Source organism: Peribacillus sp. YIM B13482 (assembly GCF_042787975.1).
GTDB classification, from domain to species: domain Bacteria; phylum Bacillota; class Bacilli; order Bacillales; family DSM-1321; genus Peribacillus; species Peribacillus simplex_A.
Genome location: NZ_JBHZPF010000004.1, coordinates 1 through 22,956, shown reverse-complemented (window position 1 = coordinate 22,956; position 22,956 = coordinate 1). Strand labels below are relative to the sequence as shown.

Sequence of the window (22,956 nt, the reverse complement as noted above, 5' to 3'; positions counted from 1 at the left end):
CCCTACGAGGCTTTTAGTTTCAATTTTCATTTCTTAAAAGAAAAAGCTGATTTTATGAAAAATCAGCTTCTGATTAAAAGTTTTTAATTTTCTTTGTTGCATAATTTTTAAAACCGAATAAGAATACAAGTCCCATTGCCAGTGCGGCTAAGGCGGACATCCATTCCCCTTTCACTAGCAGGACCAAGCAGAAGACCAGGTCCTCAAATAATAGGAAAAAGGAAATTAGCTTTATGACTGCAGATTCTCTCATTTTTGCTGGCAATGGATAAAGTGAGACCCACACTTTCCATTCATGAGCCTTCCAAACCGGTAACAATTGCAGGGCTGTCATAAACAGGAACATAAAAGTTACAATTAAATGTGCCCATATGTTAGTGAATACACTTAAAATAACGGAGCCAATGATAGTTAAACGAAAACAAAGTCCCACATAATCATTGGATCGCAACAAAGTACGGGCGTAAAGATAGGTATACGTTGATTTTTCACCATATGGAATGAATGATAAAAGCCAGTCCATCCATTTCCTTCTTGCTACCTTCCCTTTCAAATGGGGAACATCAGTAAACATGTTCGCTATTCGATAAAAAGAATTCATCCGCTTATTTTCCAGTTCCACCAGCCGCTCCCACTTCAACACAAAATCTTTAGTTGCGCTCCGGTAATACATGTAAAGCCCTAACAATAATAAAATGGTTATAAGTGCAAACAGTATATTTGCCCTTGAACAGATGAAATAGAGCATCACACCATTAAGTAAAAAGCGGATTAAGGAGTCCCACTTGCTCACTGATGTATCTTGATATTTCAATACTTGCCAACGCATGGTTAAATTCAAAAACTTCAAAATAAGCAATACAACCAGGATGATTCCAAAGTCTGTACCTCCTGCACCCGTAACCTTCGTATACATTGGAATAAATGCAATTAGGACAACCAGAAGGATAAAGCCCTGCATGACCCAACTTAATACCAGAGAATTCTTGAAATAGCTTTTCAACTTCGTTTCAAGCGGAAGTAAGAATACCGTATCAGGTTCTTTCAAAAAAGTATTTATCGGGCTTCTGGTTATAATCAACGATAAAACAAAGGCCATGATCATTTCAGCCGGGAAATCACTTTTTAACGTCTTCACCCAATCGCTGTAATAATAAGCTAAACCACCAAGAACCAATACCATGACAAAAACCAGATGGCCGTTAAAAATGTAACGAAGATATTTTTGCGTTTCATTTATATAGCCTAAATATCTTTCCTTCCAGAGATTTTGACTATTCATGACCGATTTCTTCTTTCGTCAATTGAACATATAAATCGTCAAGAGTTGCCCCCGGCATGGAAAATTGTTCACGAAGCTGTTCAAGATTGCCTTTTGCCCGAATCTCCCCATTATGCAGGATGATGAAAGAATCACAATACCGCTCGGCTGTAGCCAGTATGTGTGTTGACATTAAAATTCCCGCTCCGCTCTCTTTCATTTTCCTCATCAAATCAAGCAGGGATTGAATGCCTAATGGATCAAGACCTACGAAGGGTTCGTCGACGATATATAAAGACGGCTGTACTAAAAAGGCGCACATTATCATGACCTTTTGCTTCATTCCTTTTGAAAAATGCGCCGGAAACCATTTAAGTCTTTTCTCCATATGAAATTCCTTTAACAGAACGTCCATCCTTTCTTTATATGTGGATTCCTCCAAACCATGCGCCATGGCCGTCAGCTTTAAATGCTCCTCAAGTGTAAGCTCATCATACAAGATTGGAGTTTCTGGAACATAAGTGAATTGCTTACGATATGTATCCGGGTCCTGGGCAAGTGTTTTGCCATGAATCGAAACACTTCCGCCTTTCGGCTCCATGAGTCCGATGATATGTTTAATCGTCGTACTTTTCCCAGCCCCGTTGAGCCCGATTAACCCTACTAACTCATTTGGTTGAATGTCAAAGCTAATTCCCTTTAGAACGGGCGTTTTCGTGTAACCGCCAACTAATTGCTTGATTTCCAATAAGGACATATAAACGATCCTTTCTATATAGAGGTTCTTATTTCCATTTTATCAAATTATCCTGCTTTTATATAGTCGAGTGTTCCCGGAACAAAATTTCCATAAATAACTAATTATATTTTTCCTGCTTGGTGGTCATCATAAATAAGGAAGAAGGGGTTAGTCATTACGTGTGATTCACATCATATTGTAAATGAGGTGTCAGTTAAAGACGTATTACACTGAAATACCCAAATGTTTTATTACAAATGATTCACATCATATTGTAAATGAGGTGTCAGTTAAAGACGTAAAACTGAATTAAACCAGAAGCTTCATTTAAAAAAATCGTTTCGAGCAAGGAGATGGTTCTCTTGCACGTAAAAGCAGAAAAATCATTCAATAATTATCAATTATGCTTTGTAAGTTGATGAAACTTTAAAGATATAGGAGATGGTTGCTTTGAATGGAAAATCTCTAATCAGATAATAACCGTATTTTACTAAAATGTAGATGAGGTGTTTGTCGCAGAGAATTTATGCTAATGCGAATTTTGAAGCCCCCCCCCCTTTTTCAAACAAGCAGGGTGCAACTTAATGTTGCATCCTGTTTTTATGATTTTTCCTTTTCCCAAGGATTCATGCTATGGTACGATTAACCAAATACATTAACTTCTAAAGGAGCGTTTTTTAATGAGTGATTGCATTTTCTGCAAAATAATCGATGGAGAAATACCAAGTACCAAAGTCTTCGAAAATGAACATGTACTGGCCTTTCTAGATATCAGTCAAGTAACAAAAGGCCATACCCTGGTAATACCTAAAGTACATAAGGAAAATCTATATGAGTTGACACCTGAAATTGCCAAGAATCTTTTTGAGGTGGTACCTGAAATTGCCCGTGCTATGAAACAGGAATTCCAACCTGTAGGCCTGAATCTTTTAAATAATAACGGGGAAGCCGCAGGACAGTCCGTTTTCCATTTTCATATGCATTTAATTCCTCGGCATGGGGAAGGTGACGGCTTTGGGGCTGTTTGGAAAACGAATACACGCGACTATACACCCGATGACCTGAAACAAATCGCTGACTCCATCGCACAGCATATTAAGTGAAATTTACGCTACCTGTAAAGGGTTATTATCCACCTCCTAACTATTGGAATATTACAACTTACGTTCAACGATTTCTCTAAAATAGCTCAGTTATACGTGACAAAAAACACCCTAAATAGGTCCTCACTTAAAGTGAGGGACCTATTTATTTCCTCCTCTTCCATTACTTCCTATTTCATTTTTTTATCTACCTAAAATTCTAAATTTTTCTCCTATTGAAATTAGTTTTCTGGTAGGATATAAATAGATTTAAACACTTTAACACATAGACGTATTAGGAGGAAAAAATTTGAAACGTGCACGCAATTTTAACGCTGGGCCAGCTGCCCTTCCCTTAGAAGTTTTACAAAGAGCCCAAAACGAATGGCTGAATATTGAGGATTCCGGAATGTCCGTCATGGAACTAAGCCATAGAAGTTCGGAATTCGAAAAAATTCATAACCATGCCATTCAATCATTAAAAGACCTTATGGAAATTCCTGAAAATTATGAAGTCCTTCTACTGCAAGGAGGAGCAAGTCTACAATTTTCCATGATTCCCATGAACATTTTGAATGATGGAAAAAGGGCAGATTATGTCCTTACTGGTTCTTGGTCGGAAAAAGCATTAAAAGAAGCAAAAAAGGTTGGTAAAACGGCAGTAGTAGCTTCATCCAAAGATGAAAAATATACATTCATCCCTAAAGTTGCAGACATCGAATTGAATGATGATGCTGCATATCTTCATATCACAAGCAATAATACGATTTACGGAACACAATGGAAAGAATTCCCAGAAACTGGAAACATTCCTTTAGTAGCTGATATGTCAAGTGATATTCTCAGCAAAAAAATTGATGTTAGTAAATTCGGAATCATATATGCAGGTGCACAAAAGAATTTAGGTCCGTCGGGAATCACAGTCGTTATCATCCGTAAGGATTTAATAACGGATAATGAAAAAATCCCATCCATGATGAACTATTCTATCCATTCGAAAAATGATTCGTTATATAACACTCCTCCGACATTGGCAATTTACTTATTGTCCCTTGTGTTAGATTGGGCAAAAGAACAGGGTGGCGTGGAAAAGATTGCTGAAATCAATGAAGAAAAAGCAAAAGTCATTTACGATGCCATCGACGGCAGTAATGGCTTTTATAAAGGCCATGCCCTATCAGACAGCCGTTCATTCATGAATGTAACCTTCACGCTTCCGTCTGAAGAAGCTGAAGTTCAATTCCTTAAAGAAGTGAAGCAAGCCGGATTCGTAGGACTGAACGGTCACCGTTCTATCGGTGGCTGCAGAGCATCCATCTATAATGCTGTCCCTTTATCCCATTGTCAGGAGCTTGCGGATTTCATGAAGAAATTCCAGGAATCGTATAAAGCTAAGGAAGCTCAAACTCTTTAATTCAAACAAATATACCTTCTAAAAAAATAGGTCTTATGATATACTATTTTAAACTTCTTGCAACAGGCAATAGTGCATTGTTGAAGAAAAGATGTTAGTTGAGATGAGAATAGGAGAGATGAGTAAATGAAAACGAAAACCCTTGTGTCACTGTCCCTATTAATCGGGATTGGGGCTGCCCTGCATTTTATCATTCCTGGATTCTTCCTTGGAATGAAACCGGATATGATGCTGTTGATGATGTTTTTGGCGATCACGCTGTTTCCCGCGAAGAAGAATGTATTCATTGTCGCCTTGGCTGCTGGAGCCATCTCTGCCATGACAACTACATTTCCTGGTGGACAGATTCCAAATATCATAGACAAATTGGCAACAGCCTTTCTGTTTTACCTTTTATTCATCAGTCTTAAGAAATTTTCAACGTCCGTTGTCACGGTTAGTGTCTTGACTGCCGTAGGAACAATAATTTCCGGTGCTGTCTTCCTTGGTTCGGCTTATTATATCGTTTCCCTTCCAGGGCCTTTCGTTGCACTTTTCGGCGCTGTTGTGCTTCCTGCCGTACTGCTAAATACAGTTGCGATGGTCATCATTTATCCAATTGTGAACGGCATCGTAAGAAAATCTAATATACCCATTAATGCTTAAGCAGCAGGATCATCATATTTAAAAAAGCACCGGAATGTCCGGTGCTTTTTTTTCCACTCTTATGAATCTGGAGTCTAATCAGAATCATCCTCCAAGGATCAATGAATCAATATCCACATAAACCAAATCAAAAGCAGTAACCCTCCGGGAAGACCCATAGCGAAGGCTCTAGCCTGGAGCACCCTCTTAGGCGGATAGATGCCAGGAGTTTTTGCTTTTCGTAGAAAATACCCCATTCCACACAAGCATATCAGGCCTAATAAAAAAATGATTTTCATTATTAACCCACCAGTGCCATCCATGTTCCGACAGCTTGTTTTTACTATCTATATGCTGTTCTTTCCTTTATATGAAGCATTTTTAATAAAGCTTCAAGTTATTTTTAAATATTATATATTTACTATCTAAGTTTAAAAAAATATTTTTGTGATATAAAGATAAAATGGTCTATACTCTTCCATAGGAATGAAAATTATGGTATTTTGATATCAATAGTATTTCTATCCCTATTTATCATAATTTCCAATTGATGCTTTTTTCAGCAGGGATTTAGACCATGTAAAGCGAAAACAATATTATAAAATGAGGTGATCCTAATGAAAGCAAAATCATTACTAATTGGCTTTTTAACCGGAACGGTCGTAGCGGGTGCAGCAACCTTACTTTCTACTCCAAGTTCAGGTAAAGACTTACGGACCCGCATCAAAACGAATACGGAAGAAATTAAGAATACAATTGATGAGTTAAAGGTGAAAATGCTAAATATTAAAGATGACACGATAGAAGCTACACAAATCAGCAAAGAAACGGTAAAAGCCTTCATTTCGGATGTTCAGGTCGTCATCGAGAACTGGAAGCAGGAAATCGAACCCAATAAGAATGAATTATTGAAGAACGTTCAAGAAATTGAAAATTCTTTAAAAGAATTGGAAAGGGTAATCCCTGCTTCCAAAAATTAATACACACAAGCTTGGTTCTCCATTTTTACCAATAAATCACATGGTTTATTGGAGTGAAATGGAGAATTCAATTAAAAAAAATAAAATTTTCTAAAAATTTCGCAAATATTTTCTTTATTAATTTTTATTTTATTGTCATAATAAATATACAGAATCTTATAAGTAGGTGAGCCCATAATATGCAGAATAAAAATTATTCTATGAAAGAAGCAATGATTTTTAGTCAACGAATTGCACAATTAAGCAAAGCATTATGGAAATCGATTGAAAAAGATTGGCAGCAATGGATTAAGCCCTATGATTTAAATATCAATGAGCACCATATTCTTTGGATTGCCTACCATCTTAATGGCTCTTCCATTTCAGATGTTGCAAAATTTGGGGTCATGCATGTTTCTACGGCATTTAATTTTTCAAAAAAATTAGAAGAACGCGGGTTTTTAACTTTTTCAAAGAAAGAAAATGACAAAAGGAATACGTATATAGAGATCACCCCAGAAGGTGAAAAGCTTCTACTTGATTTAATGGAGACATATGACCCAAGTAAGAACTCTGCTTTCTCAGGTGCACTTCCACTTCGTGAGCTTTATGGGAAGTTTCCGGATATGATTGAAATGATGGCTGTCATACGTAATATATACGGTGAAGATTTCATGCAAATCTTTGAACGATCCTTCGATAACATTGATCAGGAATTTACTGACGTGGAGGGTAAAATCACAAAAAAAAAGATAGAGAAAGAAACTGAACCAGTTTAATCTCACACTCTATCCATTTCCTTCATGAATGATACATATAAACCTTGTGAGAGGCATGCATCAATGCATTCCTTTATGGTTATTCTTGGATTAACCTTTCTTTCAAATTGATTAAAAAGCGGTCGAAAGTTCATGTAACCTTCCGCTTTTTCTATTTCGTAGCGCTTGCTCAAGATATCACATGTTTCTAATAACTCTTCCGCTTCCTTCTTCGTGAAATTTTTTTCCACAAAAAGAAAGTCCAACTTGGCCTCCGGATTACGTATCATGTTTAATAAAAGCCTTTGATGAAAACGGAGTATTTCTATTTCTTCATTTATATTATTCATACATCATTAATCCCCAATCAATCATTCAATTTTATCATAAAAGACTTAAAACCAATCAGATTTTCACGTTCAAAAAAATCAGCCAAATCCATGTCCAAAACCCGGCCTTAAACGTCTTTAATATTCATCCACTCTAAAGTGATTATTATCATAAAACTTAATCCAAGAATTCTATTGCTTTTTCCACCCATTCATCGTAATGTATGTAGGTAAATTCAACGGTCTTTGGAGGGCTGATTCTAAATGAATTCGTGGAAAACAATTGACGTGGCAAAACAATATGGGAATTGCCGTCTGATCTTATTTTCAGTTTTTACTATATTGATGTCTTTTGTTCTGATCTATACATTATTAAGTGTCTTTTCATCCCATGTTGTTTTGTATGACGATCAAACAATGGTATTTTTTAGCCTATTGCTCTTATTATATCCTGTTCACAAACTATTACACTATTTACCTTTACGATTTTTATGTAAAAAAGTAAAAACTTCTTGGTCCTTGAAGTGGAAACTTGTGCTTACATGCAGGGTCAATGTGCATTATCCGATTCGAAAGCACCTCTATCTCTTGACCCTTGTGTTACCTTTCTTCATTATGTCTGTCATATTGATTGGTTGTGCCCTTAGTTTTCCACATTACATCCATTATTTCACTATTTTATTATCCCTGCACACTGGATTATGCGTGTCGGATTTTATTTATATAAAAAACCTGGTTGGTTCCCCAGGACATTCATTTATCGAAGAACATCTAGAAGGGTACGATATACTTATTCAAAAGTGATTCCTTATCTATTCATAAAGATGCCTGATAAGATTTTTAGGTATCTTTTTTCATTATAATTTGGTATCGTATTTATACATGATGTTTTGCAAGGAGGGATTTTAGGTTTTGATCTCGTTCTGGTTTATTATTTTTGCTATTTTGATTCTTTATAATATTAATAGAATGACAAACTCTTTATGCATTCAAAAAGAAATTGCTGAAGACCGGCAGCCTAAAGTATTCAGGATCATTAATGTTTTAATTACTATTATGTTATTATCCTCCTATATTGAAATTTTGTATACGTAGAGATAAGCAACAAATGATGGCCATCATTTGTTACATACATTGGTGATACCCGGCGCATTATCCACATAAAGAAAAAGGGCGAAGCGGTCAGCTTCGCCTTTTGTTTATGAGTTTATAACCAAGAAGCTCCAATGATGATTAACAGGATGAAAAGAACGACAATTAGAGCAAAGCCTCCACCTATTCCTCCAGACATTGATCTTCCTCCCTTCCATTCTTAAGTAATAGCATTTTCATGCACACTCTTATATCCGCCAAAAGGAATCCATTCCTTTCATAGCTTGATAATCAATTCAATCTTTTTTGTAGCGGCTACCCTATCCTATTCAACTCCACGGCAAAAGGAGTGGGCTCTTTCCATTATTAATATTGCGAACTATTAGCAAAAGGATGCTCCTACAATTATTAATAAAATGAATAACACCACTAACAAAGCGAAACCTCCGTTAAATCCATTACTCATTATGCTACCTCCTTTTGGATGTCCTCGATTTATCATATGTAATGGTTCTTTATCTGGGTAGGCGTTCACCCATTTTCCAAAAATTCTTATTCAAACACCAATATATTATTTTTTGTAAACTAACCAGAATATGTTATAGTTAATTTTGTGGAAATACGAAGAATAGCAAACCAGAAACTTAAAACTAGGAGTTGTTTTTATGAAGAAATGGGCATTATCGATTGCTGTTACTGCAGGGCTGATCGGACTTACAGCATGCAACAGCGACAAGGAAGCAGTCGTGGAAACTAAAGCGGGAGATATATCTAAAGAAGAACTTTACAATGTAATGAAAGACCGTTATGGTGATGCCGTCCTTCAAGAACTTATTTATGAAAAAGTTCTTTCCGAGAAATATACAGTAACGGATAAGGAAGTAAAAGCTAAAACGGACGAGCTTAAAAAACAAATGGGTGAAAATTTCCAAACTGCCCTGGCCTCTTCCGGATATAAGAGCGAAGATGATCTTAAACGTGCACTTAAAATCGGCATGCTTCAAGAAAAAGCAGCCGTTGCTGATATTAAAGTAAAAGAAGCTGACGTAAAAAAAGCTTATGAAGACTATAAACCACAAATCAAAGCGAGACATATTCTTGTAAAAGACAAAAAAACCGCTGACGAAGTTGAAGCTAAATTGGCCAAAGGCGAAGACTTCGCTAAACTTGCAAAAGAATATTCAACAGACACAGGCACAGCTCAAAAAGGCGGGGAGCTAGGCTGGTTCGGTCAAGGTGAAATGGTTCCTGCATTTGAAGAACAAGCTTACAAAATGAAGAAAAATGAAATCAGCAAACCGATTAAATCCGATTATGGCTACCACATCATCCAACTTCTTGATACAAAAGAAAAGAAACCATATAAAGATATGAAAAAAGATCTTGAGTATAAGTTGAAAGTCGCTCAAATTGACCAAGCTAAAGTTCAAGATATTTTGAATTCAGAAGTCAAAAAAGCTGACGTGAAGATTAAAGATAAAGATCTAAAAGATGCCATCACTTCTGGTGACGCAACTAAAGCTGAAAAATAATTGGATAGTAAAAAGCGACAGGCCATTGGCCTGTCGCTTTTTTTCTCATCATTCAAGCTATGCTCCCTGATTTATATCCTTTTTACGCCTTTCACGCTCTTCTTCCATACGTTCAATGTACTTCTGACCTTCCTTCTCAATCCATGCATCATCTATGAGGCGTTCCTGCCTAGCGGTCCAAATTGACATGACTGCACTGACGATTATTCCAATAAACACGAACCAGATCCAAATTGGCATGTCCATTCCCTCCCAAAAAATCTACTATACATTTAATAGAGGATATGCGTGAACAAAAAAAATATGCTTCTTTCTCCATCGAGAAAGAAGCATATTCATTAAAATGTTGGTTTATAGAATGAACGATTATCGAGCGCAAAGACTCTTTCCGTAAATTCACCCGGTTTCACTTTTTCCAAGGCGCGGTCCATCATATTTATCTTGGCATCCATATTATCAATATAATGTAACACTTCCGCTTCCCTCACCATTGGCGGTTTGGGGCTGCCCCATTCCGCTTTACCATGATGGCTTAATATCAAGTGCTTTAGAATCATGATTTCTTCTGCTTCAATGCCTAATTCCTCTGCAGCTTTACCGACTTCATTTACCATGATGGTGATATGCCCCAACAAGTTCCCTTCGACAGTATAAACAGTCGACACAGGCCCAGATAGCTCATGTACCTTTCCAAGATCATGCAGGATGACTCCTGCATACAAAAGATCCCTGTTGAGCGAGGGATATAGTGTTGAAATGGCCTTAGCCAGCCCTAACATCGATACCACGTGATAGGCAAGTCCCGACATATACTCATGATGGTTCTTGGTGGCAGCAGGAAACGTCAGGAATTCATTCTGGTATTTTTTAATGAGGTGCCTAGTCACCCTTTGGATATTCGGATTCCTCATTTCAAAAATGAATTGAGTGATGGTTTCCATCATTTCTTCTTGACTTAAAGGCGCCGTTTGAATTAAATCGGCTTTCGTGACGCCATCGGCATCTGATGTAAGTCTAATATTACGGATTTTCAATTGGCTGCGTCCCCGATAATTCTGGACTTCCCCCTGGACTTTCACCGTAGCTTCCGCACTGTATGTTTTCTCATCAGCCTCGGAAACATCCCATAGCTTTGCTTCGATTTCCCCGGTTTTATCACACAAAATCAATGTTAAAAACGGCTTTCCATTACTTGCAACCGCTTTTGTACTCGTTTTAATATACATATATATATCTACTACTTCACCAATTCCGTAGTGTATGATCCCATTTCCCATGCGACTGCCCCCGTTCAATTAAATATCAACATTATAACATATCAATCTAGTTAGTGCGTTTAGTTTTCGTTAATAAGTGACAGACAATTGAAAGGAAAAGACTAAGCTGCCGTCACTTTCACCCCACAGGAAAACCAGGCTTGAAATCAAGCCTGGTTTTCCATTCAGATCTATTTCAACAGTTCTTGTTCGGACAATACGCACACTTATCCTGGCCCTCAATTCGGAAATATAAACAGCATGTCACCCGTTTATAAGGATTCATGGACTCCGGAACATTTTTTTCCCCAATGAATCTTTTAAAAGGTGAACGTGTTTCAATATTCACCCATGTTTCATCTTCAAGCAGCCTTTCAATGTCCCTTCCAACCCGCGTCTTTATATCTGTCTGCTTCAGTAACTCGCTATACATCCAGACCGTGTAGCTCCAAATATTTTCCCAAAGTACAAGTCTCGATATTTTAGTAGTTCCGGAAAATGTGCGAATGGCATCCGCTCCAAAGCTGCTTAATATGGAATGTAGGGCAGAAGAGCTTTCCTTTTCCGGAACATTGCTCCACCTGTTAATTTTCAGCAAAAAATCTGGAAGCCAATGTTCATCTTCTGGATCATCCAAAACGCCAATGTCCTGAAGTGTGCCTTCCCAGATAAGCCGATGTTTGCTGAACATGTAAAATTGTGCCGTGACAAAAAAAGCATAACGTCTGAACCACATTGAAATTGCTATTCTTGACGTTTCCGCCCCAGACCGGGCTTGTGCATACTCAATCAGCTCATCAACATGATTGAAAGTCTTGGAAACCTTGGCATCATCTCGAAACGATATGCGATATCCTTGAAGCTCTTTTTCAATAGATGGTGAGAGGTTATGCATTGGCTAGCGCTTTCACCTGACTTCGAGCGTAACGGCCTTTACCAAACGGGATGCACATGGGACTGCCGAAAATTGGATCAAAAGAAATTTGACACTCCATGCCGAATACATGCTGCACCAAGTCAGGCGTGATGATATCCTCTGGCCGACCTTGAGCATGTATCGCTCCGTCTTTAAGTGCCACCAGGTTATCCGCATAACGGCAAGCTAAATTCAAATCATGAAGCACCATCACGATCGTTCTGTTCTCAAACTCATTCAACTCGAACAATAAGTCCAAAATCTCGATTTGGTGGGTCATATCAAGATATGTAGTCGGTTCATCCAACAAAATGATGTCCGTATCCTGAGCCAGAGTCATCGCTATCCATGCGCGTTGCTTCTGACCTCCCGATAATTCATCGACTGCACGATCTTTCATTTCAGTCAGGTTCGTTGCTTCAATTGCCTTTTGAACTTTTTCTTCATCCATGGAGCTCCACTGTTTTAACCAACTTTGATAAGGATATCTTCCTTGTTTAACAAGTTGATAGACTGTGAGTCCTTCAGGAGCAACAGGCGACTGCGGAAGGATCGCCATCTTTCTTGCTACATCCTTCGATGACATGGTTGAAATCGCTTTGCCTTCAAGTAAAACTGAGCCGGATTGAGGTTTTAACAAGCGGGCAACCGACCTTAGCAGTGTTGATTTTCCACATCCATTAGCACCGATGAACACGGTGATCTCCCCATCGGGTATTTTTATATTCATATCATTTATAATTAATTTATCACCATAACCGAGCGATAGAGACTGTGTGTTAATAGCTGGTCGCATTAAAATACTCCCCTTTTAGTCTAATAATACTAGTTTAATGAAAATGATTCTCACTGTCAATCTTAAAAAAGAATATATCCAAAATTTCGTGTCCCATTCCTCTCAAATGAATCATAAGGTGTCACTCAATTAAAGATATAGCTTTCTTTGGAAACATTAATGTAAAAAAATCCAGTCCATTACCCTATCATTACCACTTGCCTTTAGCTTCCGCACAAACGATTCATTAGTACATGTTCACCCTTTAGGGCAATCACCTGTTTGAACTTTCAAACTCCATTTAGATAAAAAAAACCCTCCATTTGGAGAGCTTTTTAACCGACCAGCAGGCGGTTAGTACAATGTGCCAGGGATTCATCTCTAATGAAGGTAAATAAAGCCTGATCGATAAAAGGGACTAATCCTTCTGCGATGTTCCAGGCATTGACCTCTATTTGATAAAGGATTTCTGATTTTCCTGTATTGTATAGCTCCTCACTCAGCAAAGCAAGGTCGGGGTCTAACGCGTGTCCCATCTCATGTGTGAGAATCACCCATGTATATTCCTCGAGCCTCTGAAGCGAGCCTAGGGAGCGTTCACACTGAATTTCGATATCTCTCCTATACAAAGTGATCGTATGCCCTTCGGCAGAATATTTTCCCCCAACACATCGTCTATCAGGAAACTCCTTTTCGATGATTAACTCTAGGGAAGAATCATGGTGGCCTATAAACTCATTCATATTCAATGACTTCACTCTCTTTTTTATAGTTTAAATCCCATTATATTTTGGGGATGATCAAATCATTCCTATTTTGGCGCAATACGGGACTGGATAGATGAATTACTTGATTTTCAGTAAAGTGTTCCACTACATGTCGATGACACGTAAAAAAGAAAATTTGCCGCTTTTCCGATACCTTTTTCAATAACTCAAGCGTCCGTTTTGTCCTTTCCTCATCAAAATTGACGAAACTATCATCAATGATGAGAGGGAATGAATCATTTTCAAAAGTATGATCAGCAAGTGCGAGCCTTAGGGAAACATATATTTGCTCTGCTGTCCCGCGGCTGACCTCTTCAACCCTGAAACTCAAGCCATCACTTCGCTGTACCCAAATTCCTTCTCCCGACTGGTCAAGGATGATTTTTCGATAGCTTCCATTCGTTAAAAAGGCCAAATGCCGCTCTGCATCGGCGATGACCTTCGGAAGGCGTTCCCTTTTATATCGGTCCAAGGTTTTATTCAATAAGCTTTTGGCTATTGCCAATTTCGCCCATTCCTTTGCTTCTTCGTTAAACGCAGCCCTGTCTTCATAAAAACGATGAAGTAGGTCATCATGAATCCCTGAAGCTTCAAGCTGTTTTATCCTATGCTTCGCATCCGACTGTTTCTCTAATAAAAGTGATTTCACCTTTACAGAATCCTTCCGTTTCCGTTCCAAGTTTTCAAATGTATATGTGGTGATCCCCTGTTTTAGGTAAGTTTGGATTTGATCAGGCAGCATTCTCGATTGTCCAATTTGAATGGTAATCAAATCAAGTTGTTTTTGGAAAGTGATTTTCTTTTCGGACAAGGCGGCGTCATGTCTGAACTCTTCCTCACCCTTTACATTCGCTATCTCAAAAAGCTGTTCCATTTCCGCATCGAGATAGTCTTTTTCCATCGTCAACTGCTCGATTTCGTTCGCCAAACGACTCCGTTCCTGCATCCATTGCGTTAATTGAACGGAGAATTCAACCGTTTTATTCATTTCCCGTTTCAAAAGGCTAATGGCTTCCCGCCATGTGGCAGGTTCGAAATCAAGGCTGTATGCAAAATGAAATAAAGCCTTCGATTTACCTTCATACTCTGTATGTAGAAATTGGAACCGCTTGATTGTTTCATATTTTCTGTCAACGGCTTCCTTCCATTTCTCAAGCAGTTCAAATACAGATTCAAGATTGTATTCCATTCCGGGATAAGACATGCCCCAACCGCTTAGAATGCTTCTCACCTCTTTTTCCAATCGGTCCCTGCCAGCTTCCCAAGCGGTATATTCCTGAATCGTCGATTCAAACGCTTCCTCTCTTTCTTCATACTTGAACCTTTCACTTTCAAGCCGCCTTTGGAGACGTCGGTCCAGTTCAAGCAACTGTCCTATCGACTCCTCTTCATTCACTCGATTGGTTTCACTTCCAATTGCAGCCCTTTTCCTTTTCATCACATCCAATTGCCGGATATACCCTGACAATATATCATCACCTTTGAAGAGGGACCTGGAAACCGCAAACAGAACAGCCATGGCTAGAAGTATAATCCCCAACAAAATCTGTTCACTGAAATAACTTCCAATCGCACCTAAACAAAGAAGTACTATTAAACTGCCATTCATGATAAGTGAACGTTTACGGTTATGCGCTTCCTTCTTTCTCTGTAAAGCCAATTGCTTTTCAAGCTCGAGTATTTGTTCATCAAGAATAAGGGATTGTGCTGCTTCAAATTCGGTGTTATTCTGCTTGTTGTATAAGGACTCCAGCTCGATTCTTTTTTCATCTGGCAGTAACTGGGCCTTTATCTCCTTCAAGCGGGATTCTGTAGCTTCCAGACTTCCCTTTTGCTGTCCATATTTCTCATCAAGCTGTTTTTTATCATTTTGAAGTTGATGCTTTTCCCTCTCCGTCCTTTTGACCTTTTCCTTCATAAAACTACTGATATCAAGTTTTCTTATTTCATCATCAGAAACATCCAAGAATAATTGCTGCTTCACCTTTTCGATATTCTTTTCTTCCATCAGCCTATCATGTTCCGCTCTTCTTATATCCAGCTCAAGCTTCTCCAGCAATGTTCCTTGATCGATAGCATGCTCAATCTGATCTTTATGTTCCTTGATGAAAGGATTGATTTCGATTTCCGTGAGATTCCCTTCAAGTTTGGCCATCTTATCCGTCAATGCGGCCAGTTGGGCTTTCATGGGCATTCCAACTGCCTGAAACTGTTCAAGTCTTTTTAAACCATCGACAGGAAAACTTACATCCTTGATTTTACTTATTTCGGTTTCAAGGTCCTCCTGTTCTTCAACCAAGGGCTTAATTCGCAGAAAAGTACTCACGTTAACAAGGTTTTCTTCAATCTCTTGAATATCTATCGTGACTTTAGAGAGCTCCTCCTTAAGTTTTGCTTCTTCCTGAAGTAATGCCGTATATGACTGCTGTTCTTCTTCTGATGCTTTTACCTTTTTCTGCAATTCCTTAAGTTCTTTCAACCTCACATTCAGTAAAGGCTTTTGGCCTGATGGCTTGAACCTTAAATCAAGCTCCTTTTGCAATTTCGTTTCGGCTTCAAGAAGTTTATCATTCCCAATAAGCCCAGCTGAAAGCAGATATTTACTCATGGTCCCTTCACTTAGTGTATGTAATCCCTGCAGACCTTGAAGGTCGAAAGAAAAAATGGCTTGGTAATAGTTTTTATCAACGCCATGGAGAATTTCATTCAATTCTTCCTCGCCGCCAACCCTTCCATCTTCGAAGGTCAATTTCACATCACCAGTAGCTTTTCCCTTCACACGCTCAATGACGATTTCCCCATCATTTTTTGTTATGAGACTGAGCCTTCCCCCATATTTGGCATGCATTTTGGGCTCGTAACGCGGTTCGTTTTGAACCTTTGTCGGAAAACCAAACAGCATACTATGAATGAAGGACATGATCGTTGACTTGCCCGATTCATTTTCCCCAAAGAAAACCTGCAGCTGTCCCAATTCAGGAAAACGCTGATTTTCCAGTTTGCCGTAACCATAAACATGGAGGTCTTTAATAATCAAATCCGTTCCTCCTCCCTACATTCATTTATTCGCTTCAAAAACTTGCAAAAGCCATCTTTCCGCTTCATCCAAAAGCTCCCTCTGCTCTTCCGGCTCTATTGAATCAAGAAACCTTCTTGCACCCGGATGAATATAAAGCGGGGCCAGAGCAGCATCCGTATCATCAAATTCAGATGCAAGCATCGATACCTCAGCCATAAAGGGCGATATTCTTTCATTTGACCTAATCATCGGCATGGAATGGATGACTTTGATTTTATACACCCAGATAAACGATTCTCCTTGCTCCTCATCCTGCAAAATCTGGTTTAATTCCTCAAGATATTCCCCGGAAGGGCCTGCTGCGTCACCTGCATCCAGCTTCAATTCCAAAAGAAAGCTTCTCCCATCGAAACCCTTCTGTTCAACTACTTCCTTGCATTGTTTGAGCAGGGCATCAAATCCACCTTCCGCGGATATTTCAATTGTTTCGCTTTCCCATATCACCTCAGAGGTCTCAATAAAGGAACGGCGCTTCGTGTCTCCGTCAAATTCGACGAGAAGGCACCCTTTAACGCCAGATTCCTTTCGATTCCTGCCTTGAATATTCCCTGGGTAAATCACCAGCGGATCTTCTGATACTACCTGATGTTTATGAATATGGCCTAATGCCCAGTAATCGAAATCTTTAGCAGCTAGTTCCTTCAATGAAAAAGGGGCGTATGGGCTATGTTCGGAATTGCCTTCCAAATTCCCATGAAGCAGACCTATATGATAATCGGCCCCTTCAGCTTTTATGTAGGTTTCAATCATTCTCTCCCTTACGTGACGGCGTGGATAACTGAATCCATAAAGGTGGACAGTCGTCCCATCGATTTTTTCAAACCGTTTCACTTCCGTTTTCCCTGAAAATACGTGGACATTATCCGGCAGCTCCACAGTAGTCCATGAGCCGCTGAGATGATCATGGTTACCATGAATGATATAAGCAGGGATCTGATGCTGCTGGAGTTTTTCCATTTCAGCTCGAAACCGGACCTGTGTCCGGAGACTCCGATTTTCCCCATCAAATAGATCCCCCGATAACACGATAAAGTCAACCTGATGGGAAATTGCTTCATTAATGATAGTTTTAAAAGCTTTAAACGGACTGTCCCTTAATCCCTTTAATATAGATGTCGGCATATCCTTCAACCCTGAAAAGGGACTATCCAAATGGAGATCTGCCGCATGAATGAACTTCACACCGCTCAAAGTTATCACCTCGATTTCTTTAAACATACATTTAATTTTAACACGCACAGAACATACTTTCCCATACATTATTATTTTAATCCGGCATTTGGTACCTGGTTATTCCAGTATGGGCAAATTCATTAGGAAAAAGACCGAATGGCGTGAACATTGTTTCATGCACGGCATTCGGTCTTTTCTTTATTTAAAAATATCCATACTTAAATATCGTTCACCATTATCCGGTGCAATGCATAATACTCGTTTGCCACTTCCAAGACGACGGGCTTCCTGCAGGGCAGTCCAAACAGAAGCACCTCCTGAAGGTCCAATCAATATACCTTCCTTTGAAGCCAAATCCTTCATGGTGGAAATCGCATCTTCATCTGCCGCTTGAACGATTTCATCAAATACCTCTGTATTTAAAATATTGGGGATAAAACCAGGGCTCGTACCCACTAACTTATGAGGACCAGGCTTTCCGCCGGAAAGAACTGGGGAACCCTTAGGCTCGACAACGACAACCTTTAACTCCGGCAGATGCTCTTTTAAGGCTTCACCTGTACCGGTTATCGTTCCTCCCGTTCCAGCAGTAGCGACAAACACATCCAGGTTTCCATCCATCTGATCCAAAATCTCGACTGCTGTCGTCACTCTGTGAATATCAGGATTGGCTTGGTTTTCGAATTGCTGCGGAATAAAGCTATTAGGAATCTCTGCTGCAAGTTCCTCAGCTTTACGAATGGCTCCAGGCATCCTCTCGGATGCAGGGGTGAGGACAACTTCCGCTCCGTATGCCTTTAAGATATTGATTCTTTCTTTCGACATATTATCCGGCATGACCATAATGGCACGATACCCCTTTGCAGCGGCATTCATAGCAAGTCCAATTCCTGTATTCCCTGATGTTGGTTCAATGATCGTGGCCCCGGATTGAATGATACCATCCAATTCAGCCTGCCTAATTAAGTTGAAGGCAGCCCGATCTTTTACGCTGCGGCTCGGATTGAAATATTCAAGTTTCACAAATACTTCAGCGTCACCCTCCGCTGTTAAATGATTAATCCTTACAACAGGTGTATCTCCTATCAATTCAGTGATATTATTAACGATTTTTACCGTCATTCAAAAAATCCCCCTTCGATCCATACACTTCCTACCTTTTACTCAGGTTTATTATATCATTTATGATTTTTCATTTTAAGGAGAGAATTCCTCTAGTATAAATAGGTTTTGTTTTCATTCTTTCCAAACTTAAAGGAAGAAACCATTAAATTAGTTCGATATAGTTATTTCCCATCATTCTCCAAGATATTTTGCTACTTATCAATATTCCCTGTCTTAATACATTCCCCACATAACAATAGTCAAAATTGACAGATAATGATAAGATTTTTATAACAGTACCTATCTTTAGAAAATAGACAGAATTATATTTGAAAAGGGAGTTTTTGAAAATGAGCAAAATATACAAATTAACCGTTTTTGAACCATCAGGGGAAAAACTATTGGATGAATCATTTACAGCCGAGGATGATGAACAAGCAAAAGAATTGGGACAAAATCTATTGAATGAAAAAAATTATCAAGATCATACACATCGCTGTACATCACCTTCAGGCGCGCTATTGCTGTTTCATCGCTGATTGAAACTGGAAGCGCCATCATTTAGTGCGTGATCCAGTTTTTCACATCCTCCTTTTAAACTATATAGAGAAAGGCCGTCACTTTAGGCACTTATTTTAAGTGCTCAGACTGTAGACAAACTTGATCTGACCCAATAAAGTTAGACAAATAGTTTAAGCAGGTTCTAAAACCTGAGTTCGGTATTCTATCGGACTCAGGTCTTTTAATTTTACCTTCATTCGTTTGTGGTTATAGTAATGAATATAATCATCTAATTTCTTTTCAAAGTGCTCCATGCTTTCAAACTCTTGGAGATAAAGCCATTCGGATTTTAACAAGCCAAAGAAGTTTTCCATGACTGCGTTATCTAAACAATTTCCCTTACGGGACATGCTTTGTATAATGTGGGAATCTTTTAACGTTTTTTGATACTTCTTCATTTGATAATGCCACCCTTGATCAGATTGGAGGATGACTGTATCTTCTGGTTTTAGGTGTTTAATCGCCTCATCTAACATATCTCCAACAAGTTTATAAACGTGCCGTTTCAAACTAATATCTCTTTTTAAAAATGTGATTAAGCTTACTTTAAATAAAAAAATCCGACCAATTGAGGTCGGATTTTTTTTATAATGTTTTAGCAGTATCCGCCATATCCGCCGCCGTACCCGCCGCCGTACCCGCCGGCACAACTACATCCAACAATGATTAAGAGTATAAACAATACGACTATAAAGGCGAAACCTCCACCAAATCCAATACCGCCACCGCCACAACTATTGCCACAACCTGACATATCTAAACATCTCCTTTTTGTTAAGGAAGAACTCAAATGGGTTATATAATCTTATGCCCTAATCTGGAAAAAGTTACTGATTGGCAAGCCTTTTAAATGTGCGATTCTTTACATTTAAATTAGAGAAAAAAAGGTTAAAGAAATAAAAAGAAAAATTAAAATTAAAGGAACTGACAGATAGGGGTAAATTCTTTAACCCATTTATAAATTGTTACGTCTGATACACCATATCCGCCCCTTAATTCTCTTACTGAATTACCCGAGTGATAAAGATCTACAATGTTCTTCTTGAATTCATTATTATATTTCTTCCCTGTATTCTAACGTTCCAATACGAACACGTCCTCTCAAAAATCATTGTAAGGACTTAACTAAAATACGTCCATGAAACTATACTAACTCCAACCTCTCCCCTTTTTAAAAAAGAATGCACAACACCGATGCTCTCACAAAGGAATCATACGTTTGGATTGTCAAACTAAATCAAACAACTTTTTTAAGGGATAATTTTTTATATTCTAGAGGACTTAAGTAGCCAAGAGTGGCGAACTCAGTCTTAATGATTTTAAAGGTCGCTTCCGCGACAGCGTTATCATAGGGGCAACCTTTCATACTTAGTGAACGACCAATCTCAAATATGGTTAACGTTTCGTCAATCAGCTTGTTTTTAAATTCATTTCCTCGATCTGTGTGGAAGAGCTGAATATCACGGAGGTTCCCTTTTATAGATGCAAACGCTCTTGCCACAAGCTTCACGTCCTTGATAGGTCCTGTGTTAATCCAATGATTTCACGATTAAAGAGATCGACAAAGTCACAAATGTAATGCCATTTATTTTTGACTTTGACATATGTTAAATCGCTGACCACTACTTTTTCCTCTTCTTCTTGAAGGAATTCCCAATTTAATGCCGAATAAGATTGATTGTTCTATATTAGTCTCTCCAGCAAGAATACGGTCAGGGTCTAAATTTGAAATGATTAAGAATATTTATCTTCCTTTAATCCTGTTCAATACTACTTCATCTGAAAAATATTTCAATAAAATTAAACATTATGTCAACTAATAGTATGAAAGAAATTGATAAACCCATTATTGGAGATATATTTAAATTTATTTAACTTGAACAAGAAATGCCTAAATTAATGGAGAAGAAGGAATTAATGCATTCCAGCTGTCCAACTTTGATTATCGCAGGAGAAAAAGATATCTTTTTCCCAGCCAATCGATTAAACAAAGTAGCGAGAGAAATCTATCAAATTTAATAGCATTCAAAACATTGGATATGGGACATTTTCCTTCTGAAGAACAATCAATAGAAATTAACAATGAAATTAGAGAATTTTTAAATACTCACTACGAATATCGAGTTAAATAGTATTCGAGTACACCAGATTATAAAACTTATATGCTTATTCCAGAAAAGGGCGCTTTCCGGAGTAACGAAAAAAGTCCAATTTCTCAATTTAAATGCTGAGAAATTGGACTTTTTTATATTTACTTATAGTGCAAAATAACGCTTAAAATAGATGAAAATAACTCATAAAGTGACATACAGTCATTTTCCGATGAAGTTCGGTTTTCTTTTTTCGACGAAAGCTTTTATTCCTTCTTGGTGGTCCGCTGTTTGACGCATTTTCATTTGAGCAGCTTTTTCAATCTCAAGGATCTTAATTAATAGCGGGCGATTTTTTTCACTAAGAATCTTTTTCGTTTTAATCATGGCCTGAACCGGGCTTTGCAGCCATGATTGCACCTTCTTCTCTACCGCATGTTCCAAGGTTCCGTCTGCCACTTCATGAATGAGGCCCTTTGCTTTTGCTTCAAGCGCTGTAAGCACTTTACCTTCCCAGATCAATTCTTTCGCACCTACTTCACCAAGACGGCGTTCAAGGAAAAAGTGTCCGCCGCCATCAGGGATTAATCCAATCCCGATAAAATTCATCGCAACCTTACTGTCCGAATCGGCAATAAGGTGATCGGTTGCAAGAGCTATACTCAACCCAAGCCCTGCAGCTGCACCATGAATGGCACTGATGGTCAATTTAGGCATGAAGTATAGAGTGGTCACCAATTCACTGATTCCATCCATCAGTTCATCGAAAGCGTTTTCTTTTCCAGGCGCGAGCATCATCTTAATGTCACCACCTGCGGAAAATGCTTTCCCATTCCCTTTTATAATGACGACGTCCACTTTATCATTCTCACTTACTTCCTTAAGGGCATTAATGAAATCATGCAGCATTACCGGATTTAAAGAATTCATGGCCTCTGGACGGTTCATTGCAACAGTAGCGGTCCGGTCCGAATATGTGACTAAAACAGTGCCTGCAGGTAATGTCGATTCAATACTCAATTTATTTCCTCCTCTTTTGTTCTATGAATCTATTATATAGTTTTGATGAGTTGTCAGAATAGAGCGAAAAGTTTCAATTAAACAAACATATTATCACTTCTTGATATATTTATCCTGAAGCTGATCTCGCAAAGCCCTTTTCAAGAACTTCCCAACACCCGTTTTCGGAATATCTTCCAAAAAGACCACTTCATCCGGCAGCCACCATTTTGCAAATTGCGGCTTTAAAAATTCGATGATGTCTTCTTGGGACACCTGCCCCTTGTATTCGTCTTTCAAAACAACACAAGCAATCGGTCGTTCCTGCCATTTTTCGTGAGGCACTGCAATCACCGCCGCCTCAAAGACTCCTTCATTGGCCATTAATGCATTCTCTATATCAACGGAAGAAATCCACTCACCGCCGCTTTTAATCAAGTCTTTAG

Annotated in this window: 26 protein-coding genes and 3 pseudogenes; 9 read left to right on the top strand and 20 right to left on the bottom strand. The window is 38.6% G+C overall.

Features of this window, described 5'->3' with window-relative positions; translation table 11 throughout:
• Window positions 1-73: 73 nt before the first annotated feature.
• The gene (locus ACFX4L_RS03935) at window positions 74-1,282 is read right to left on the bottom strand and encodes an ABC transporter permease (protein ID WP_377385207.1); all 1,209 of its coding nucleotides are present in this window, start codon (window positions 1,280-1,282) and stop codon (window positions 74-76) included.
• The gene (locus ACFX4L_RS03930) at window positions 1,275-2,018 is read right to left on the bottom strand and encodes an ABC transporter ATP-binding protein (protein WP_061462026.1); all 744 of its coding nucleotides are present in this window, start codon (window positions 2,016-2,018) and stop codon (window positions 1,275-1,277) included. The genes ACFX4L_RS03935 and ACFX4L_RS03930 overlap by 8 nt, the downstream gene beginning before the upstream one ends.
• 662 nt (window positions 2,019-2,680) lie before the next feature.
• On the opposite strand from ACFX4L_RS03930, the gene ACFX4L_RS03925 reads away from it, so the two are divergent.
• The 3 genes from ACFX4L_RS03925 (at window position 2,681) to ACFX4L_RS03915 (ending at window position 5,141) form a co-directional block, all read left to right on the top strand.
• A complete protein-coding gene (locus tag ACFX4L_RS03925) occupies window positions 2,681-3,103 on the top strand; it encodes an HIT family protein (RefSeq protein WP_089364647.1) in 423 nt (140 codons plus the stop codon).
• Between the two features lie 289 nt (window positions 3,104-3,392).
• The gene (gene serC, locus ACFX4L_RS03920) at window positions 3,393-4,496 is read left to right on the top strand and encodes a 3-phosphoserine/phosphohydroxythreonine transaminase (RefSeq protein ID WP_089364648.1); all 1,104 of its coding nucleotides are present in this window, start codon (window positions 3,393-3,395) and stop codon (window positions 4,494-4,496) included.
• 126 nt (window positions 4,497-4,622) lie between these two features.
• Complete coding sequence (locus tag ACFX4L_RS03915) at window positions 4,623-5,141, top strand: tryptophan transporter (RefSeq protein WP_061462023.1); 519 nt, start codon at window positions 4,623-4,625, stop codon at window positions 5,139-5,141.
• A gap of 98 nt (window positions 5,142-5,239) precedes the next feature.
• On the opposite strand, the gene yhzF is transcribed toward ACFX4L_RS03915, so the two are convergent.
• Window positions 5,240-5,419 (bottom strand): membrane protein YhzF, encoded by a 180-nt coding sequence (gene yhzF, locus ACFX4L_RS25395; protein WP_061462022.1) that lies wholly within the window; start codon window positions 5,417-5,419, stop codon window positions 5,240-5,242.
• Between the two features lie 318 nt (window positions 5,420-5,737).
• Between yhzF and ACFX4L_RS03910 the strand changes: the two genes are divergently transcribed.
• Together ACFX4L_RS03910 and ACFX4L_RS03905 are read left to right on the top strand one after the other, a co-directional pair.
• Window positions 5,738-6,100, top strand: a complete 363-nt coding sequence (locus ACFX4L_RS03910) for a YtxH domain-containing protein (protein ID WP_377403964.1) — start codon at window positions 5,738-5,740, stop codon at window positions 6,098-6,100.
• 179 nt (window positions 6,101-6,279) lie between these two features.
• Window positions 6,280-6,858 carry an HTH-type transcriptional regulator Hpr gene (locus tag ACFX4L_RS03905; RefSeq protein WP_061462020.1) on the top strand — a complete coding sequence of 193 codons (579 nt, stop codon included), beginning with the start codon at window positions 6,280-6,282 and terminating at the stop codon, window positions 6,856-6,858.
• Between the two features lie 2 nt (window positions 6,859-6,860).
• Here ACFX4L_RS03905 and ACFX4L_RS03900 read toward each other — a convergent pair whose 3' ends face one another.
• On the bottom strand, window positions 6,861-7,187 hold the full coding sequence (locus ACFX4L_RS03900) for a DUF1878 family protein (RefSeq protein WP_284471503.1): 327 nt from the start codon (window positions 7,185-7,187) through the stop codon (window positions 6,861-6,863).
• 243 nt (window positions 7,188-7,430) lie between these two features.
• On the opposite strand from ACFX4L_RS03900, the gene ACFX4L_RS03895 reads away from it, so the two are divergent.
• Both ACFX4L_RS03895 and ACFX4L_RS03890 read left to right on the top strand, forming a co-directional pair.
• Window positions 7,431-7,970: a DUF3267 domain-containing protein gene (locus ACFX4L_RS03895; RefSeq protein ID WP_061462018.1), complete on the top strand. Its 540-nt coding sequence runs from the start codon at window positions 7,431-7,433 to the stop codon at window positions 7,968-7,970.
• Window positions 7,971-8,078: 108 nt separating this feature from the next.
• Window positions 8,079-8,261: a hypothetical protein gene (locus ACFX4L_RS03890; RefSeq protein WP_061462017.1), complete on the top strand. Its 183-nt coding sequence runs from the start codon at window positions 8,079-8,081 to the stop codon at window positions 8,259-8,261.
• 112 nt (window positions 8,262-8,373) lie between these two features.
• On the opposite strand, the gene ACFX4L_RS03885 is transcribed toward ACFX4L_RS03890, so the two are convergent.
• Together ACFX4L_RS03885 and ACFX4L_RS03880 are read right to left on the bottom strand one after the other, a co-directional pair.
• Window positions 8,374-8,457: a YjcZ family sporulation protein gene (locus ACFX4L_RS03885; RefSeq protein ID WP_061462016.1), complete on the bottom strand. Its 84-nt coding sequence runs from the start codon at window positions 8,455-8,457 to the stop codon at window positions 8,374-8,376.
• 183 nt (window positions 8,458-8,640) lie between these two features.
• Window positions 8,641-8,724, bottom strand: a complete 84-nt coding sequence (locus tag ACFX4L_RS03880; protein WP_061462015.1) for a YjcZ family sporulation protein — start codon at window positions 8,722-8,724, stop codon at window positions 8,641-8,643.
• A 199-nt stretch (window positions 8,725-8,923) separates the two neighbouring features.
• On the opposite strand from ACFX4L_RS03880, the gene ACFX4L_RS03875 reads away from it, so the two are divergent.
• Window positions 8,924-9,790: a peptidylprolyl isomerase gene (locus ACFX4L_RS03875; protein WP_284471504.1), complete on the top strand. Its 867-nt coding sequence runs from the start codon at window positions 8,924-8,926 to the stop codon at window positions 9,788-9,790.
• A 57-nt stretch (window positions 9,791-9,847) separates the two neighbouring features.
• Here ACFX4L_RS03875 and ACFX4L_RS03870 read toward each other — a convergent pair whose 3' ends face one another.
• The 8 genes from ACFX4L_RS03870 to cysK all read right to left on the bottom strand — a co-directional run bounded on the left by ACFX4L_RS03870 (window position 9,848) and on the right by cysK (window position 18,878).
• Window positions 9,848-10,030, bottom strand: a complete 183-nt coding sequence (locus tag ACFX4L_RS03870; RefSeq protein ID WP_053344914.1) for a sporulation YhaL family protein — start codon at window positions 10,028-10,030, stop codon at window positions 9,848-9,850.
• A gap of 98 nt (window positions 10,031-10,128) precedes the next feature.
• Entirely contained in the window at window positions 10,129-11,067 is a 939-nt protein-coding gene (gene yhaM / locus ACFX4L_RS03865; protein WP_061462013.1) for a 3'-5' exoribonuclease YhaM, read from the bottom strand.
• A gap of 175 nt (window positions 11,068-11,242) precedes the next feature.
• A complete protein-coding gene (locus tag ACFX4L_RS03860) occupies window positions 11,243-11,941 on the bottom strand; it encodes a (2Fe-2S)-binding protein (protein WP_377385211.1) in 699 nt (232 codons plus the stop codon).
• The gene (locus ACFX4L_RS03855) at window positions 11,934-12,758 is read right to left on the bottom strand and encodes an ABC transporter ATP-binding protein (protein WP_284471506.1); all 825 of its coding nucleotides are present in this window, start codon (window positions 12,756-12,758) and stop codon (window positions 11,934-11,936) included. Before ACFX4L_RS03855 ends, ACFX4L_RS03860 begins: the two co-directional genes overlap by 8 nt.
• Before the next feature lie 314 nt (window positions 12,759-13,072).
• The gene (locus tag ACFX4L_RS03850; protein WP_250211764.1) at window positions 13,073-13,480 is read right to left on the bottom strand and encodes a hypothetical protein; all 408 of its coding nucleotides are present in this window, start codon (window positions 13,478-13,480) and stop codon (window positions 13,073-13,075) included.
• A 40-nt stretch (window positions 13,481-13,520) separates the two neighbouring features.
• Entirely contained in the window at window positions 13,521-16,541 is a 3,021-nt protein-coding gene (locus ACFX4L_RS03845) for an ATP-binding protein (protein WP_377403960.1), read from the bottom strand.
• A gap of 21 nt (window positions 16,542-16,562) precedes the next feature.
• The gene (locus tag ACFX4L_RS03840; protein ID WP_284472110.1) at window positions 16,563-17,765 is read right to left on the bottom strand and encodes a metallophosphoesterase family protein; all 1,203 of its coding nucleotides are present in this window, start codon (window positions 17,763-17,765) and stop codon (window positions 16,563-16,565) included.
• 189 nt (window positions 17,766-17,954) lie between these two features.
• Complete coding sequence (cysK, locus tag ACFX4L_RS03835; RefSeq protein WP_089364653.1) at window positions 17,955-18,878, bottom strand: cysteine synthase A; 924 nt, start codon at window positions 18,876-18,878, stop codon at window positions 17,955-17,957.
• Between the two features lie 332 nt (window positions 18,879-19,210).
• On the opposite strand from cysK, the gene ACFX4L_RS03830 reads away from it, so the two are divergent.
• Window positions 19,211-19,399, top strand: coding sequence for a YhzD family protein (locus tag ACFX4L_RS03830; protein WP_089364654.1), 189 nt, complete (start codon window positions 19,211-19,213; stop codon window positions 19,397-19,399).
• 153 nt (window positions 19,400-19,552) lie between these two features.
• On the opposite strand, the pseudogene ACFX4L_RS03825 reads toward ACFX4L_RS03830, so the two are convergent.
• The 6 genes and pseudogenes from ACFX4L_RS03825 to ACFX4L_RS03800 all read right to left on the bottom strand — a co-directional run.
• Window positions 19,553-19,924, bottom strand: a pseudogene (locus ACFX4L_RS03825) (transposase); the annotation flags it as partial.
• A 92-nt stretch (window positions 19,925-20,016) separates the two neighbouring features.
• On the bottom strand, window positions 20,017-20,175 hold the full coding sequence (locus tag ACFX4L_RS03820; RefSeq protein ID WP_081108718.1) for a YjcZ family sporulation protein: 159 nt from the start codon (window positions 20,173-20,175) through the stop codon (window positions 20,017-20,019).
• A 176-nt stretch (window positions 20,176-20,351) separates the two neighbouring features.
• Window positions 20,352-20,486: pseudogene (locus tag ACFX4L_RS03815) on the bottom strand (transposase); the annotation flags it as partial.
• A 172-nt stretch (window positions 20,487-20,658) separates the two neighbouring features.
• Window positions 20,659-21,074 (bottom strand): annotated as a pseudogene (locus tag ACFX4L_RS03810) (transposase); the annotation flags it as partial.
• Between the two features lie 659 nt (window positions 21,075-21,733).
• The gene (locus ACFX4L_RS03805; protein ID WP_375166309.1) at window positions 21,734-22,525 is read right to left on the bottom strand and encodes an enoyl-CoA hydratase; all 792 of its coding nucleotides are present in this window, start codon (window positions 22,523-22,525) and stop codon (window positions 21,734-21,736) included.
• A gap of 99 nt (window positions 22,526-22,624) precedes the next feature.
• The coding region (locus ACFX4L_RS03800; protein WP_483878229.1) for an AMP-binding enzyme at window positions 22,625-22,956 on the bottom strand (332 nt) is incomplete at its 5' end.